Source organism: Escherichia sp. E4702, from assembly GCF_963883545.1.
Classification (GTDB): Bacteria; Pseudomonadota; Gammaproteobacteria; order Enterobacterales; family Enterobacteriaceae; genus Escherichia.
In genome coordinates this window covers 228964-244973 of sequence record NZ_CAWORF010000021.1, presented here as the reverse complement: position 1 = coordinate 244973, position 16010 = coordinate 228964, and the positions used below count along the sequence as shown (strand labels likewise).

Below are 16010 nucleotides of genomic sequence, written 5' to 3'. Positions count from 1 at the left end.
CTGGTTATAAAAGCTGCCATTTGCTGAATGATTAAGCGGGTAATGTGATAACAAACCTTGTCCCCCGCGCATCTGACGTTACTGCAACCGTGCCTTTATGCGCGACAACAATCGATTTCACTATCGCGAGACCAATGCCGCTACCTTCACCTTTTCGCTGGCGGGAAGGGTCAACGCGGTAGAAACGGTCAAACAATCTCGGTAAGTGTTCGGGCGCAATGGGCGTACCGGGGTTTTCGACGATAACTTGCACCTGGCGATCGACCGTCTGGCAGCGCACTACAATTGCCTCCCCGGCGGGCGTATAACGCAGGGCGTTAGAAAGCAGGTTGCTTAACGCCCGACGCAGCATCAGCGGATCGCCCGCAACCTGACACTTGTCGCCAACAAACCGCAGCTCCACGCCGCGATCTTCCGCTAACGCCTCGAAAAAATCGAACACTTTGCCGACTTCATCCGCCAGGTTGAGCATTTTCTTTTCGGGAATTAACTGGTTGTTATCGGCCTGGGCGAGAAACAGCATATCGCTGACCATTTTCGCCATTCGCGTCAGCTCTTCGAGATTAGAGTAGAGCACATCTTCCAGCTCTTTCTGGCTGCGCGACTGGCTGAGGGCGATTTCCGTTTGCGTAATGAGATTAGTAATCGGCGTGCGAATTTCGTGAGCGATATCCGCTGAGAAATTGGACTGGCGGGTAAAGACATCCTCAATGCGCTCAATCATATGGTTGAACGACAATACCAACTGTTCCAGCTCAATCGGCACGGTCTGCGGGTCGAGGCGAACGTCGAGATCTTTCGAGGTGATATTCTGGATTTGACGGCTGACGCTGCGGATCGGCGCGTGACCTTTATGTACCGCCAACAGCACGATAAAGACGATCAGGATGCTGATGATCGATGCGGTCATAATAAGTTTATTCATCAAATCATTTATGTAATGAAGATGAAAATCGATCGAAAGCGCGATGTAGAGCGTATAAATCGGTTTGCCGTCCACCAACGGGCCAACCGGCAAGTTAATCATCCGCCAGTTGCTGTGTTCCATATGCCCGTGACCGTGGCCTGGCATCATAATCGTCGGGCCGGAAAGGAGATACACCTCGCCGCCCTGCGCGTCTTTATCGGGTATGGCGTCACGCGTAAACTCGCGGATATCCGGCGCACCAGGGGAGTGATACACCGTTTTACCATGGCTATCTGCCAGGGAAATCAACACATTGGAATAACCACTGACGATATCTTCCAGCGTCATTAAGCGTCGGGCTTGTGTCTCGTCAGGGTGATTAAGAACGCGCTTGAGCGTGGCGCTAATCTCTTTTAAATCATTAATATCCTGCTCGGCAAAATGCACTTTTACCGAGTGGATCATGATCCAGGCAAAGGCGAAAAACGCCGCGATGGTGGCCAGGCTGATAAAAAAGGTCAGGCGTGTTGCCAGCGAAAACGGGCGCTGAAATGGCTTACTGACCATCCGGCACCTCTAGCATGTAACCCACGCCGCGCACGGTCTGAATCAGCTTTGGCTCAAAGTCGTTGTCGATTTTGCCGCGCAGCCGCTTCACCGCCACATCAATGGCGTTGGTATCGCTGTCAAAATTCATGTCCCACACCTGCGAGGCGATAAGCGAGCGGGGCAGCACTTCGCCCTGATGGCGAAGGAAAAACTCCAGCAGAGTAAACTCTTTACTGGTCAAAGTGATGCGCGTGCCGCTGCGGGTGACTTTGCGGCTGACGAGATCGACCATCAGGTCGGCAACCTGAAACTGACTTTCGATAATTACCGCCGCCCCGCGCCGCAGTAGAGTGCGCACCCGCGCCAGCAGTTCAGCAAACGCGAACGGCTTCACCAGATAGTCATCCGCCCCCAACTCCAGCCCCTTGACGCGATGTTCAATGGTGCCAAGCGCGGTAAGCAACAGAATCGGCATCCCCTTATTGGCGGAACGCAACATGCGCACGATATCCCAGCCGTTCACGTCCGGCAGCATAATATCGAGGATTATCAGGTCATAATCACCGGTCATCGCCAGATGGTAGCCATTCAGCCCGTTGTCGGCCAAATCGACCACAAAACCGGCTTCGGTTAACCCTTTGGTCAAGTATTCTCCGGTTTTCTTTTCATCTTCGACAATCAACAGTTTCATATTTCCTCCGCATGTTGCCCGGGCAATTCTAGAGTAGCGGGATCAGATGGCAATCGCTTATTGGCAAAATGACAATTTTGTCATTTTCCTGTCACCGGAAAATCAGAGCCTGGCGAGTAAAGTTGGCGGCATAAAATCACCAGAAATTATGCGCCTATGTCTCCTTGTAAACTTCTGCCATTTTGTGTGGCCCTTGCGCTAACCGGTTGTTCACTGGCACCGGATTATCAGCGCCCGGCAATGCCCGTGCCGCAGCAGTTCTCACTCAACCAGAACGGCCTGGTTAACGCAGCAGATAACTACCAGAACGCGGGCTGGCGCACCTTTTTTGTTGATAATCAGGTGAAGACGCTGATTAGCGAGGCGCTGGTGAATAACCGGGATTTGCGCATGGCGACGCTGAAAGTGCAGGAGGCACGGGCGCAATATCGTCTGACCGATGCCGACCGCTACCCACAGCTCAATGGCGAGGGCAGCGGCAGCTGGAGCGGCAATCTTAAAGGCGATTCAGCCACGACGCGGGAGTTCTCGACTGGCCTTAACGCCAGCTTTGACCTCGATTTTTTCGGTCGCTTAAAGAATATGAGCGAAGCCGAGCGACAAAATTATTTAGCCACTGAGGAAGCTCAGCGCGCGGTGCATATTCTGCTGGTTTCTAATGTCGCGCAAAGCTATTTCAATCAACAGCTGGCTTATGCGCAATTGCAAATAGCCGAAGAAACGCTGCGTAATTATCAGCAGTCATATGCGTTTGTCGAAAAACAACTGTTGACCGGTAGCAGCAATGTTCTGGCGCTGGAACAGGCTCGAGGAGTGATAGAAAGTACCCGCAGCGACATCGCTAAACGTCAGGGGGAACTGGCGCAGGCGAATAATGCATTGCAACTGTTATTGGGAAGCTACGGCAAGCTGCCGCAAGCGCAGACAGTAAACAGCGACAGCCTGCAAAGCGTTAAATTACCGGCGGGCTTGTCGTCGCAAATCTTATTGCAGCGCCCGGATATTATGGAAGCTGAACACGCGTTAATGGCGGCTAATGCCAATATTGGTGCTGCGCGTGCGGCATTTTTCCCATCTATAAGCCTGACCAGCGGAATATCAACCGCCAGCAGCGATCTGTCGTCATTATTTAACGCCAGCAGCGGGATGTGGAATTTTATTCCTAAAATTGAGATCCCCATTTTTAATGCCGGACGCAACCAGGCCAATCTGGATATCGCCGAAATTCGCCAGCAGCAGTCGGTGGTGAATTATGAACAGAAAATCCAGAACGCCTTTAAAGAAGTGGCAGATGCGCTGGCATTACGTCAAAGCCTGAATGATCAAATCAGCGCCCAGCAGCGTTATCTGGCGTCGCTGCAAATTACTTTGCAGCGGGCGCGGGCATTATATCAGCACGGCGCGGTAAGTTATCTGGAAGTGCTGGATGCCGAGCGTTCTTTATTTGCAACCCGACAAACTTTACTTGACCTGAATTATACCCGTCAGGTTAATGAAATTTCTTTATATACCGCACTTGGTGGCGGTTGGCAGTAGTAATTTTTAACTCCAGGAGAGAATAAATGAAAAAAGCACTGCAAGTCGCAATGTTCAGTCTGTTTGCCGTTATTGGCTTTAATGCCCAGGCTAACGAACATCATCATGAAACCATGAGCGAAGCACAACCACAGGTCATTAGCGCCACCGGCGTGGTAAAAGGCATTGATCTGGAAAGCAAAAAAATCACCATCCATCACGATGCTATTGCTGCCGTGAACTGGCCGGAGATGACCATGCGCTTTACCATCACCCCGCAGACGAAAATGAGCGAAATTAAAACCGGCGACAAAGTGGCGTTTAATTTTGTCCAGCAGGGCAACCTTTCTTTATTACAGGATATTAAAGTCAGCCAGTAACCCAGGTTTAATGAGATGAAAAAAATCGCGCTTATTATCGGCAGCATGATCGCGGGCGGTATTATTTCTGCGGCAGGTTTTACCTGGTTTGCACAGGCTGAACCGCCCGCAGAAAAAACGCCGACCGCAGAACGTAAAGTCTTATTCTGGTACGACCCGATGTATCCCAATACGCGGTTCGATAAACCAGGTAAATCGCCGTTTATGGATATGGATCTGGTGCCGAAATATGCCGATGAAGAGAGTTCTGCGTCTGGTGTGCGCATTGACCCGACTCAGACGCAGAATCTGGGGGTGAAAACGGCTACCGTCACGCGCGGGCCGCTGACTTTTGCCCAGAGTTTTCCGGCGAATGTCAGTTACAACGAGTATCAGTATGCCATTGTGCAGGCTCGCGCTGCCGGGTTTATCGATAAGGTTTATCCGCTTACCGTGGGCGATAAAGTGCAAAAGGGCACACCGCTTCTCGACCTGACCATTCCCGACTGGGTGGAAGCGCAGAGTGAGTATTTACTGCTGCGCGAAACCGGCGGTACGGCGACCCAGACTGAAGGCATTCTTGAGCGGCTGAGACTGGCGGGAATGCCGGAGGCGGATATTCGCCGCCTGATTGCCACGCAAAAAATCCAGACTCGCTTTACGCTCAAAGCGCCCATTGATGGCGTGATCACCGCGTTTGATCTGCGCGCGGGAATGAATATCGCCAAAGATAACGTGGTCGCGAAAATTCAGGGTATGGACCCGGTGTGGGTCACTGCTGCGATCCCGGAGTCTATCGCCTGGCTGGTGAAAGATGCCTCGCAGTTTACGCTCACCGTTCCGGCACGACCTGATAAAACACTCACCATCCGCAAATGGACGCTGCTACCCGGCGTGGATGCCGCGACCCGCACGCTGCAGCTGCGTCTGGAAGTCGACAACGCCGACGAGGCGCTAAAACCGGGAATGAACGCCTGGTTGCAACTCAATACCGCCAGCGAACCGATGCTGCTCATTCCGTCACAAGCGCTGATTGATACCGGCAACGAACAGCGGGTGATTACCGTTGATGCCGACGGGCGCTTTGTACCGAAACGCGTTGCCGTTTTCCAGGCATCGCAAGGTGTCACCGCGTTACGTTCTGGTCTGGCGGAAGGTGAAAAGGTGGTTTCCAGCGGCCTGTTCCTGATTGATTCCGAAGCCAATATTTCTGGCGCACTGGAGCGGATGCGCTCTGAAAGTGCTACCCATGCGCATTGAGGGAATAACCAATGATTGAATGGATTATTCGTCGCTCGGTGGCGAACCGTTTTCTGGTGCTGATGGGCGCGTTGTTTCTGAGCATCTGGGGCACCTGGACCATCATTAACACGCCAGTGGATGCACTGCCTGATCTCTCCGATGTGCAGGTGATTATTAAAACCAGCTATCCCGGTCAGGCACCGCAAATCGTTGAAAATCAGGTGACTTATCCGCTAACCACCACCATGTTGTCGGTGCCTGGCGCGAAGACTGTGCGCGGTTTCTCGCAGTTTGGCGACTCTTATGTGTATGTCATTTTCGAAGATGGCACCGATCCGTACTGGGCGCGCTCGCGGGTGCTGGAGTACCTCAACCAGGTACAGGGTAAGCTGCCTGCGGGAGTCAGCGCCGAGCTGGGGCCAGATGCCACGGGTGTTGGCTGGATCTATGAATATGCACTGGTGGATCGCAGCGGTAAGCACGATCTGGCCGATTTACGCTCATTGCAGGACTGGTTTCTCAAATATGAGCTAAAAACCATCCCTGACGTTGCGGAAGTGGCGTCGGTGGGCGGTGTGGTGAAAGAGTATCAGGTGGTTATCGATCCCCAGCGCCTGGCGCAATATGGCATCAGTCTCGCCGAAGTAAAAAGCGCGCTGGATGCTTCAAACCAGGAAGCGGGCGGTTCGTCGATCGAACTGGCGGAAGCGGAATATATGGTGCGCGCCAGCGGCTATCTGCAAACGCTCGACGACTTTAATCACATCGTCTTAAAAGCCAGTGAAAATGGCGTGCCTGTTTATCTGCGTGATGTTGCGAAGGTCCAGATTGGCCCGGAAATGCGCCGGGGCATTGCCGAGCTGAATGGCGAAGGCGAAGTGGCGGGCGGGGTGGTGATCCTGCGCTCCGGCAAAAACGCCCGTGAAGTGATCGCCGCCGTGAAGGACAAACTGGAAACGCTGACAAGTAGTCTGCCGGAAGGCGTGGAGATAGTGACAACATACGATCGCAGCCAGCTCATTGACCGCGCCATCGACAACCTCAGCGGCAAGTTGCTGGAAGAGTTTATTGTGGTGGCGGTAGTCTGCGCGCTGTTTCTCTGGCATGTGCGCTCGGCGCTGGTGGCGATTATTTCGTTGCCGCTGGGGTTGTGTATTGCTTTCATTGTCATGCACTTTCAGGGACTGAACGCCAATATTATGTCTCTGGGCGGCATTGCGATTGCCGTCGGGGCGATGGTCGATGCCGCCATCGTCATGATCGAGAATGCGCATAAACGGCTGGAAGAGTGGCAGCACCAGCATCCTGACACCAGGCTGGATAATAAAACGCGCTGGCAGGTGATCACCGATGCATCTGTTGAAGTGGGTCCGGCGCTGTTTATCAGTCTGCTGATTATCACGTTGTCGTTTATCCCGAGCTTCACCCTGGAAGGGCAGGAAGGGCGTCTGTTTGGCCCGCTGGCGTTCACCAAAACTTATGCGATGGCGGGCGCGGCGCTGCTGGCGATCGTAGTGATCCCGATCCTGATGGGCTACTGGATCCGTGGCAAAATTCCGCCGGAAAGCAGTAACCCGCTCAATCGCTTTTTGATTCGTATTTATCATCCGCTGTTGCTGAAAGTACTGCACTGGCCGAAAACCACGCTGCTGGTGGCGGCGCTTTCGGTGCTGACGGTTCTCTGGCCGCTTAATAAAGTTGGCGGGGAATTTTTACCGCAGATCAATGAAGGCGACTTGTTGTATATGCCATCGACGCTGCCGGGGATTTCCGCAGCAGAGGCGGCGAGTATGCTGCAAAAAACCGACAAGCTGATTATGAGCGTACCTGAAGTGGCGCGGGTATTTGGCAAAACCGGGAAAGCGGAAACCGCCACCGATTCTGCTCCGCTGGAGATGGTAGAAACGACCATCCAGCTTAAGCCGCAGGATCAGTGGCGGCCTGGCATGACGATGGACAAAATCATTGAAGAACTGGATAACACCGTGCGTCTGCCGGGGCTGGCGAATCTGTGGGTGCCGCCAATTCGTAACCGTATCGATATGCTCTCAACTGGCATTAAAAGCCCCATCGGCATTAAAGTTTCCGGCACTGTGCTGGCGGATATCGACGCGATGGCGGAGCAAATTGAAGAAGTGGCGCGAACGGTGCCAGGCGTGGCTTCTGCGCTTGCCGAGCGTCTGGAAGGTGGGCGCTATATCAACGTTGAGATTAACCGTGAAAAAGCCGCGCGTTACGGTATGACGGTGGCGGATGTGCAATTGTTTGTGACATCTGCGGTGGGCGGGGCGATGGTTGGCGAAACGGTGGAAGGGATTGCCCGTTATCCAATTAATCTGCGTTATCCGCAAAGCTGGCGCGATAGTCCGCAGGCGCTGCGCCAGTTGCCGATCCTGACGCCGATGAAGCAGCAAATCACCCTGGCAGACGTGGCCGACGTTAAGGTCTCTACCGGACCGTCGATGCTGAAAACCGAGAGTGCGCGCCCGACAAGCTGGATTTATATTGACGCCCGCGATCGTGACATGGTGTCGGTGGTTCACGATCTGCAAAAAGCGATTGCCGAGAAAGTGCAGTTAAAACCGGGCACCAGCGTGGCATTCTCCGGGCAGTTCGAGCTACTGGAGCGCGCCAACCATAAGCTGAAACTCATGGTGCCGATGACGCTGATGATCATCTTCGTGTTGTTGTATCTGGCGTTCCGTCGGGTGGGCGAAGCGTTGCTGATTATCAGCAGCGTACCGTTTGCGCTGGTGGGCGGCATCTGGTTGCTGTGGTGGATGGGCTTTCATCTTTCCGTGGCGACGGGCACTGGTTTTATTGCCCTTGCCGGGGTCGCCGCCGAATTTGGCGTGGTGATGCTGATGTATTTACGTCACGCCATAGAGGCCGAGCCGTCGTTGAATAATCCGCAAACATTCAGCGAGCAGAAGCTGGATGAAGCGTTATATCACGGCGCGGTCCTGCGCGTGCGCCCGAAAGCGATGACGGTGGCGGTGATTATCGCTGGTCTGCTGCCGATTCTGTGGGGAACGGGAGCAGGTTCAGAGGTGATGAGTCGCATCGCCGCGCCGATGATTGGCGGCATGATCACCGCACCTTTGCTGTCGCTGTTTATTATCCCGGCAGCGTATAAGCTGATGTGGCTGCACCGACATCGGGTACGGAAATAAAAGCAGGATACCCCGTTTAACCGTGTGGATTGTGTCTTGCGACGATGGGCACTAAATGTTAAAAGGTGCCCCTCAACAAAAAAGACACACAGGGGAAAGGCGTGAAAAACGCGTCAACCGTATCGGAAGATACTGCGTCGAATCAAGAGCCGACGCTTCATCGCGGATTACATAACCGTCATATTCAACTGATTGCGCTGGGTGGCGCAATTGGTACTGGTCTGTTTCTTGGCATTGGCCCGGCGATTCAGATGGCGGGTCCGGCTGTATTGCTGGGCTACGGCGTCGCCGGGATCATCGCTTTCCTGATTATGCGCCAGCTCGGCGAGATGGTGGTCGAAGAGCCGGTATCCGGTTCATTTGCCCACTTTGCCTATAAATACTGGGGACCGTTTGCGGGCTTCCTCTCTGGCTGGAACTACTGGGTGATGTTCGTGCTGGTGGGAATGGCAGAGCTGACCGCTGCGGGCATCTATATGCAGTACTGGTTCCCGGATGTTCCAACGTGGATTTGGGCTGCCGCCTTCTTTATTATCATCAACGCCGTTAACCTGGTGAACGTGCGCTTATATGGCGAAACCGAGTTCTGGTTTGCGCTGATTAAAGTGCTGGCGATCATCGGTATGATCGGCTTTGGCCTGTGGCTGCTGTTTTCTGGTCACGGCGGCGAGAAAGCCAGTATCGACAACCTCTGGCGCTACGGTGGTTTTTTTGCCACCGGCTGGAATGGGCTGATTTTGTCGCTGGCGGTAATTATGTTCTCCTTCGGCGGTCTGGAGCTGATTGGGATTACTGCGGCAGAAGCACGCGATCCGGAAAAAAGCATCCCGAAAGCAGTGAATCAGGTGGTGTATCGCATCCTGCTGTTTTATATCGGTTCACTGGTGGTTTTACTGGCACTCTATCCGTGGGTGGAAGTGAAATCCAACAGTAGCCCGTTTGTGATGATTTTCCATAATCTTGACAGCAACGTGGTGGCTTCTGCGCTGAACTTCGTTATTCTGGTGGCATCATTATCGGTGTACAACAGCGGGGTTTACTCTAACAGCCGGATGCTGTTTGGTCTTTCTGTGCAGGGGAATGCGCCGAAGTTTCTTACCCGTGTTAGCCATCGCGGCGTGCCGATCAACTCGCTGATGCTTTCCGGAGCGATCACTTCGCTGGTGGTGCTGATTAACTATCTGCTGCCGCAAAAAGCGTTTGGTCTGCTGATGGCGCTGGTGGTAGCAACGTTGCTGTTGAACTGGATTATGATCTGTCTGGCGCATCTGCGTTTTCGTGCAGCGATGCGACGTCAGGGGCGTGAAACACAATTTAAGGCGCTGCTCTATCCGTTCGGCAACTATCTTTGCATCGCCTTCCTCGGCATGATTTTGCTGCTGATGTGCACGATGGATGATATGCGCTTGTCGGCAATTCTGCTGCCGGTGTGGATTGTATTCCTGTTTGTGGCGTTTAAAACGCTGCGTCGGAAAGCGAAATAATAGTGCAGGTTGGATAAGGCATTCACGCAGCATCCAACAACACGATGACAACCGCTCTCATCCATTCGATGAGAGCGGTTTTTTAATTACTGCTTAAATGCTTCTGCCAGGGAGCGAATATCATTGCTGGTTGGCGACTGATGAAGTCGCAGACCAAACTCTTCGACGATCGCAAATATATGGTCGAATATATCAGCCTGAATGCTTTCATATTCCAGCCACACCACCGTATTAGTAAACGCGTAGATCTCGAGCGGTAAACCGTTATCGCCCGGAGCTAACTGGCGCACCATTAAGGTCATATCTTTACGAATCCGCGGATGGTTACGCAGATATTCGTTCAGATAGGCACGAAAGGTTCCAATATTGGTCATTCGGCGCAGGTTTAATACCGACTCCGTAGAACCTTGCTGGCGATTCCACTCATTAATTTCCTGATGGCGGCTGGTTAAATAAGGCTTTAACAAATGCGCTTTATTCAGCCGCTGCATTTCAGTTTCATCAAGAAAACGAATACTGGTGACATCAATACTGATACTGCGCTTAATACGTCGCCCGCCAGAGGCTGACATCCCGCTCCAGTTTTTAAAGGAGTCAGATACCAGCGACCAGGTGGGAATAGTGGTAATAGTATTGTCCCAGTTGCGCACTTTGACGGTGGTTAAGCCGATATCGATCACCGCGCCATCCGCGCCGTATTTTGGCATTTCCAGCCAGTCGCCCAGTTTCAGCATATCGTTTGCGGAAAGCTGAATGCCTGCAACCAGACCAAGAATCGGATCTTTAAACACCAACATCAGCACGGCGGCCATCGCGCCAAGACCACTGATCAGAATTGCTGGCGACTGACCAATCAGCAGTGAGATCATCAAAATGCCGACCAGAATCGCGCCGATCAGTTTAATCCCCTGAAATATCCCTTTTAACGGCAACTGTTTTGCCGCCGGGAATTTCTGTGCCAGATTCAAAATAACATCCAGCAGAGAGAAGACAGAAAGCAGCGCATACATCATGATCCACAACTGCGCGCAGGTGGTCAGAATATCAGCGCTTCGGTGCCTTTTTGCAGCCAGAATACCGCCTGAATATTGACGATAATCCCCTGGAGGGTAAAAGCTAAACGGTGGAAGAGTTTATTTTGGGTAATGATTTGCAGCCACAGCCGTGAGCTGGCGATGGCACGTTTTTCGAAGGTACGTAGTACCACCCAGTGCAAAATAATATGCACTACAACGGCGGTCAGAAAAATAATACCGAAAATCATCACCATCGAGGTGGTGTGATCAAACTCAATACCCGCTAAATCTTCAACCTGGGATATTAAATCCTGCATAACGTCTCCTATATACAACAGCGGCCTATGATGACGGCAGAAACAGGGTTATGCAAATCAGGAGAATCTGATGGAAGAATTTCCTGCGAGGGCTGATGGCAAATATAAAATTGCCTGATGCGCTACGCTTATCATGCCTACCTTGAATGAATTGGCACGAACTTGTAGGCAGGATAAGGCACTTTGTCAGCAATCTGAGCCGGGATGGGGTCCCGGCTGTCAGGATAATTACACTTCGGTTAAGGTGATACTTTGCGGCAGACGAGATTTCGGCAGCGTCGCGTTAAAATCTTCAACGCTGTGATGACCTACCGGAACAACCACCAGACTGGTGTAGCCTTTCTCTTTCAAACCAAATTCTGCATCGAGGATGGCGGCGTCAAAACCTTCGATGGGTACCGCGTCCAGACCCAGCGCCGCCACGCCGAGCAGGAAATTACCGACGTTGAGATAAACCTGTTTTGCCATCCACTCTGCATCATCATGCAGATCTTTACGGTGCATATCGGCGAAGAACTTGCGACCTTTATCGTTCGCGGCTTTCGCTTCCGGCGTGGCAAAGCGGCCATCGGCATCTTCCTGGTCAACAACCAGCTTCAGCCAGGCATCGTCCATCGCAGTTTTTGCACAGAACACCACGACGTGCGAGGCATCAAGCATTTTACGCTCGTTGAACACGTAATTACCGGCAGCGGATTTGGCAACACGCGCTTTACCTTCTTCCGTGCTGGCAACAATAAAATGCCATGGCTGGGAGTTGGTGCTGGATGGGCTGTATTGCAGGAGAGTTTTGATCTGCTCGGCCTGTTCCGGGGTAAGTTTTTTGCTGGCATCAAATGCCTTAGTGGAATGACGCTTTAAGGCGACAGAAATGATATCCATAAAGACTCCATGTGTAAGTAATTTTGCGTGCCAGCAGATTACAAGGTTCAACGAGAAATGGTAAGCGAGAAAAATGCGCTATAGATTTCCACTTTAGCCAGGGCGCAGCCTTTTTTGATCGCGTTTAGCCAGACCATCAACCACCAGATTCCACGAATCGTTGATCAGATCGCAAAGTAACGCTTCGGAGATTTCCTCGCCGGGATACACCGAAATCCAGTGCTTTTTATTCATGTGATACCCTGGCTTAATGCTTGGGTATATTTGCTGATTTAACAGGGATTTTTGTGGATCGGACTTCAAATTGATAAAGGGAACACCGCGCAGCTCCGACGACAGCATAAAAATCTTGCCGCCAATTTTAAACACATCGAACTCCGGGCCAAAAGGCCAGCAAAGCTCGACAAAGGGTAACTCAAGGGCCAGGCGTTTCGCCGTTTCGTGCAGTGATTGCTTATCCATAAACGTTCCTTTAGGCGAAGGAGAATAAGCAAAGTATGCCGCGAAGTACGGCGATAATCGACGTTTAATCCGCCAGCGAGAACCAGCGTCGCCAGATAAAGCGCAGAACAAAATACTCAATAGCGCCCAGCACTAAAAACCACAGGCAAAACAATAAAGTGTAAAGCTGGCTAAGATCCATCAGATGGAACGTGGTCACCAGTTTTTGTGCCAGCGTCAGCCCCAGTGCGGGGGCGGGCAGCAGCAGGCAAGAGAGAAAAGCCATCAGCAAGATGCCTGCTGCGGTGGTCAAGGTTTCTAAAGGGTGTTTCATAACATTGTTAAATGTAAGTTAAAACACCATTGTCAGGGATATTCTTCTGTAAGGCAATTCCCGGCTTAGTCACCGGCCCAGATCTCACAATGCTTTTTCACCAACCCAATCAGCGAGCCGCCATCGGCGACGAAATCACGCATCAGCTGCGCTTCATTCAGACCGCTGGCGACCTGGCGATGCAGGGCCTCAATCGCGCTCGATGCACCAATTTTATGTGCGGAAGGGGCGATTTTTTCCAGCAATCGCAAGGTATCTTCCGTTAGCGGTCGACGATCGCCGGTGTGCGGATCGGTAATGACGCCTTCCAGCCCATAGCGACAGGCCTGGAAACGGTTGAATTTATACAGCAGGTAATCTTTCTCCTGATGTTTGAACGGGCGTTCCGTCAGTAACCAGTGGGCGGTAGCCTGAATCAATCCCGCCATATTTACCGCATGGCTAAGGGTTAACGGAGTATCCATCACCCGAACCTCCACCGTGCCAAAATGAGGACTGGGGCGAATATCCCAGTGCAGATCTTTAATGCTGTCGATCATCGTGGTGTAACTCAGGCAGCGAAACAGGGCTTCAAATTGTTGCCAGTTACTGACCCACGGCATCGGGCCATTATCGGGAAAGGCGGAAAAAATATTCGGTCGTGAGGAGGCAAAACGCGTATCCGTTCCCTGCATATACGGCGACGCGGCGGAAAGGGCGATAAAGTGCGGCACAAACCGTGACAAGCCGTGCAGCAAATAAATGGCGTCATCGCCACTGGCGCAGCCAACATGGACATGCTGACCAAAAACGGTCGCCTGCTGGATGAGATAGCCAAAGTTTTCCAGCGTTCGTTGATAGCGTTCGTTATCGCATACCTCCTGACGCTGCCATTTCTGAAACGGGTGCGTGCCACCGCCGCAAATTTCCAGATGATGGTCTGCGGCTGCCTGCAATACGACTTTCTGCATCGCTGAAAATTGCCCGGCAGCCTGGTTGATATCACGGCAAACATCCGTCGCCAGCTCCAGCATACTTTCGGTGATATCGTGCTTTACCTCTCCGGCCGTGATCTTATTTTTAACCGCGTCAATCAGCATTGAAGAGTCCTGGCTTAAGTCATAGCCCGGCGGATTAACCACCTGCATTTCCAGTTCAATACCGAGGGTAAAAGGTTCAGAAACATGAAAATCGGGTAATGGCATAGGTTTCTCTTATGTTGGCGTTTTCTATTCAGTATAGAAGTCGGAGCGGCTGGGCGAGATGCGGAAGTTCTGGAATGTTTCTTTCTTTGGTGATGGTGAACTGATTGTGACTGAAGCAATTTGGCTACTTTTGCAATGTGACCAGTTGCGTCATAGCTGGCTGGCGGCGAAGAATTTTGACGATTGAGGCATGCAGAAAAAAACGGGTTCAGCTTCGGTTGATCAAATGGGGAGTGAGAAGTCCGAAACAGGATTTACTGTATAAATAAACAGCTATTTTGCTAAGGAAGGGTAAGATAACGGCGGGTGCCTGAAGCTTTCCGGTTTCAGGTTTACTTTGAGGTCTGGAAAGATGAAGCCCCAGGACGATATTTCTATCAACCCTGGGGCTGCCACTCCAAACCCGAACAATTTGGATGGTAGTCCCTTCTTCGCATGGAGGCAATATAAACATGCTGACGAAATATGCCCTTGCGGCAGTCATAGTGCTGTGTTTAACGGTGCTGGGATTTACGCTTCTGGTCGGAGACTCACTGTGTGAGTTCACCGTAAAGGAACGTAATATTGAGTTTAAGGCTGTTCTCGCTTACGAACCGAAGAAGTAGCCGTTGTGCGGGGAGCAATCCCCGCATATCCGGTTGTCAGGTCAGGGTGGTAAGGCACCTGCTTTATACTTTCGCCCGCGGTCAGTGATGGCTGCGGGCGATTTCGTTTTAAGGGCAATGATCAGTTTTGCCGACAGAAGTCCGAAACAGGATTAACTGTATAAATAAACAGCTATTTTGCTAAGGAAGGGTAAGATAACGGCGGGTGCCTGAAGCTTTCCGGTTTCAGGTTTACTCTGAGGTCTGGAAAGATGAAGCCCCAGGAGATATTTCTATCAACCCTGGGGCTGCCACTCCGAACCTCAACAACTCGGATGGTAGTCCCTTCTTCGCATGGAGGCAATATAAACATGCTGACGAAATATGCCCTTGTGGCAGTCATAGTGCTGTGTTTAACGGTGCTGGGATTTACGCTTCTGGTCGGAGACTCACTGTGTGAGTTCACCGTAAAGGAACGTAATATTGAGTTTAAGGCTGTTCTCGCTTACGAACCGAAGAAGTAGCCGTTGTGCGGGGAGTAATCCCCGCATATCCGGTTGTCAGGTCAGGATGGTAAGGCACCTGCTTTACACTTTCGCCCGCGGTCAGTGATGGCTGCGGGCGAACCGTACCAGATGTTGTCAATTAATCGTGTTGGCACAGCGTTATGACTATCTTTTGTTTAAGCTGCCAGTGCACAGCAAACTGCTCATCCTCTAGTCGAATGATGATCCGCTGTTTATTCCAGCTAATTATCTGATAATCCAGAAAACCTGGAGCGGCCTGTATCTTGTTTGCCTTAAATGCACTCTCTTTGGCGGAAAATGCCAGTGTCAGCGCCAGAGAAAAGGCTAAACCGCAGTCTGCGAGTCGCTCGTGTTCCGCTGGCGTAATAATGTTGTCTGTCAATTCTGCCGCTGTTTGCGCAGAAAAAATTTCTTCAATATCAATGCCAATCGGTTGACGAGATACCACGGCTAATGCCGTAGTCCCGCAGTGGCTAATACTGCCGTATACCTCCGCAGGCCACACAGGTTGGCGTAGCTCGCCGATTGCGGGTACACATTTATAGCCATATTCCCGCAACGCATAAACAGTAGCGATCCGCCCGGCCAAATGTTCGGCTTTGCGTTTCCGCCCAGCGTTTTGCAGTTGCGCGTAGTGCGGCAGCCAGAGTAAATCCTGCTCGCGAAAACTCGCCGGATCAAACTCAACAAAATGCAGCGTATGTCCGGCAAAGGGGAGGGCGGTATGCGTAGTTTTCATGTCGACCATATTTGAGACTGATGACAAACGCAAAACTGCCTGATGCGCTACGCTTATCAGGCCTAC

General features: G+C 51.9%; 16 protein-coding genes and 2 pseudogenes. 8 read left to right on the top strand and 10 right to left on the bottom strand.

The genetic code is table 11. The annotated features are described in order from the left end of the window. Positions 1-31: 31 nt before the first annotated feature. Together cusS and cusR are read right to left on the bottom strand one after the other, a co-directional pair. Positions 32-1474, bottom strand: coding sequence for a Cu(+)/Ag(+) sensor histidine kinase CusS (cusS, locus tag AACU94_RS14625; protein WP_135489656.1), 1443 nt, complete (start codon positions 1472-1474; stop codon positions 32-34). Further along, positions 1464-2147, bottom strand: a complete 684-nt coding sequence (cusR, locus tag AACU94_RS14620) for a copper response regulator transcription factor CusR (RefSeq protein WP_000770953.1) — start codon at positions 2145-2147, stop codon at positions 1464-1466. Before cusR ends, cusS begins: the two co-directional genes overlap by 11 nt. Positions 2148-2303: 156 nt before the next feature. Between cusR and cusC the strand changes: the two genes are divergently transcribed. From cusC to pheP, 5 genes are all read left to right on the top strand, one after another. Beyond that, positions 2304-3683 (top strand): Cu(+)/Ag(+) efflux RND transporter outer membrane channel CusC, encoded by a 1380-nt coding sequence (gene cusC / locus AACU94_RS14615; protein WP_135489655.1) that lies wholly within the window; start codon positions 2304-2306, stop codon positions 3681-3683. Between the two features lie 26 nt (positions 3684-3709). Next, complete coding sequence (gene cusF / locus AACU94_RS14610) at positions 3710-4042, top strand: Cu(+)/Ag(+) efflux RND transporter periplasmic metallochaperone CusF (protein ID WP_135489654.1); 333 nt, start codon at positions 3710-3712, stop codon at positions 4040-4042. Positions 4043-4057: 15 nt separating this feature from the next. Next, entirely contained in the window at positions 4058-5281 is a 1224-nt protein-coding gene (gene cusB / locus AACU94_RS14605) for a Cu(+)/Ag(+) efflux RND transporter periplasmic adaptor subunit CusB (RefSeq protein WP_135489653.1), read from the top strand. An 11-nt stretch (positions 5282-5292) separates the two neighbouring features. Beyond that, complete coding sequence (gene cusA, locus AACU94_RS14600; RefSeq protein ID WP_135489652.1) at positions 5293-8436, top strand: Cu(+)/Ag(+) efflux RND transporter permease subunit CusA; 3144 nt, start codon at positions 5293-5295, stop codon at positions 8434-8436. 101 nt (positions 8437-8537) lie between these two features. Then, positions 8538-9920: a phenylalanine transporter gene (pheP, locus tag AACU94_RS14595; protein WP_064529014.1), complete on the top strand. Its 1383-nt coding sequence runs from the start codon at positions 8538-8540 to the stop codon at positions 9918-9920. An 86-nt stretch (positions 9921-10006) separates the two neighbouring features. Here pheP and ybdG read toward each other — a convergent pair. From ybdG to AACU94_RS14570, 5 genes and pseudogenes are all read right to left on the bottom strand, one after another. Further along, positions 10007-11253 (bottom strand): annotated as a pseudogene (ybdG, locus tag AACU94_RS14590) (mechanosensitive ion channel YbdG). A 228-nt stretch (positions 11254-11481) separates the two neighbouring features. Next, positions 11482-12135, bottom strand: a complete 654-nt coding sequence (gene nfsB / locus AACU94_RS14585; protein ID WP_130223095.1) for an oxygen-insensitive NAD(P)H nitroreductase — start codon at positions 12133-12135, stop codon at positions 11482-11484. 93 nt (positions 12136-12228) lie between these two features. Next, on the bottom strand, positions 12229-12597 hold the full coding sequence (locus AACU94_RS14580) for an MmcQ/YjbR family DNA-binding protein (RefSeq protein ID WP_135404635.1): 369 nt from the start codon (positions 12595-12597) through the stop codon (positions 12229-12231). A 64-nt stretch (positions 12598-12661) separates the two neighbouring features. Further along, positions 12662-12910, bottom strand: a complete 249-nt coding sequence (locus tag AACU94_RS14575) for a DUF1158 domain-containing protein (RefSeq protein WP_000682524.1) — start codon at positions 12908-12910, stop codon at positions 12662-12664. Between the two features lie 65 nt (positions 12911-12975). Further along, a complete protein-coding gene (locus AACU94_RS14570) occupies positions 12976-14094 on the bottom strand; it encodes a YbdK family carboxylate-amine ligase (protein ID WP_077039894.1) in 1119 nt (372 codons plus the stop codon). A 58-nt stretch (positions 14095-14152) separates the two neighbouring features. Here AACU94_RS14570 and AACU94_RS14565 point away from each other — a divergent pair, with 58 nt between their 5' ends. Then, positions 14153-14281: a hypothetical protein gene (locus AACU94_RS14565; RefSeq protein ID WP_276319954.1), complete on the top strand. Its 129-nt coding sequence runs from the start codon at positions 14153-14155 to the stop codon at positions 14279-14281. Positions 14282-14302: 21 nt separating this feature from the next. Here the strand turns inward: AACU94_RS14565 and AACU94_RS14560 are convergent, their stop codons facing one another. Next, complete coding sequence (locus tag AACU94_RS14560; RefSeq protein ID WP_135381132.1) at positions 14303-14578, bottom strand: hypothetical protein; 276 nt, start codon at positions 14576-14578, stop codon at positions 14303-14305. Here AACU94_RS14560 and hokE (AACU94_RS14555) point away from each other — a divergent pair. Continuing rightward, a complete protein-coding gene (hokE, locus tag AACU94_RS14555) occupies positions 14547-14699 on the top strand; it encodes a type I toxin-antitoxin system toxin HokE (protein ID WP_000956455.1) in 153 nt (50 codons plus the stop codon). The genes AACU94_RS14560 and hokE (AACU94_RS14555) overlap by 32 nt on opposite strands. A 152-nt stretch (positions 14700-14851) precedes the next feature. On the opposite strand, the pseudogene AACU94_RS14550 reads toward hokE (AACU94_RS14555), so the two are convergent. After that, a pseudogene (locus AACU94_RS14550) lies at positions 14852-15081 on the bottom strand (hypothetical protein). Between AACU94_RS14550 and hokE (AACU94_RS14545) the strand changes: the two are divergent. Next, complete coding sequence (gene hokE / locus AACU94_RS14545; protein ID WP_000956465.1) at positions 15050-15202, top strand: type I toxin-antitoxin system toxin HokE; 153 nt, start codon at positions 15050-15052, stop codon at positions 15200-15202. The pseudogene AACU94_RS14550 and the gene hokE (AACU94_RS14545) sit on opposite strands and share 32 nt — an antisense overlap. Positions 15203-15323: 121 nt before the next feature. Here the strand turns inward: hokE (AACU94_RS14545) and entD are convergent, their stop codons facing one another. Continuing rightward, the gene (gene entD / locus AACU94_RS14540) at positions 15324-15944 is read right to left on the bottom strand and encodes an enterobactin synthase subunit EntD (protein ID WP_135489651.1); all 621 of its coding nucleotides are present in this window, start codon (positions 15942-15944) and stop codon (positions 15324-15326) included. Positions 15945-16010: the final 66 nt, after the last annotated feature.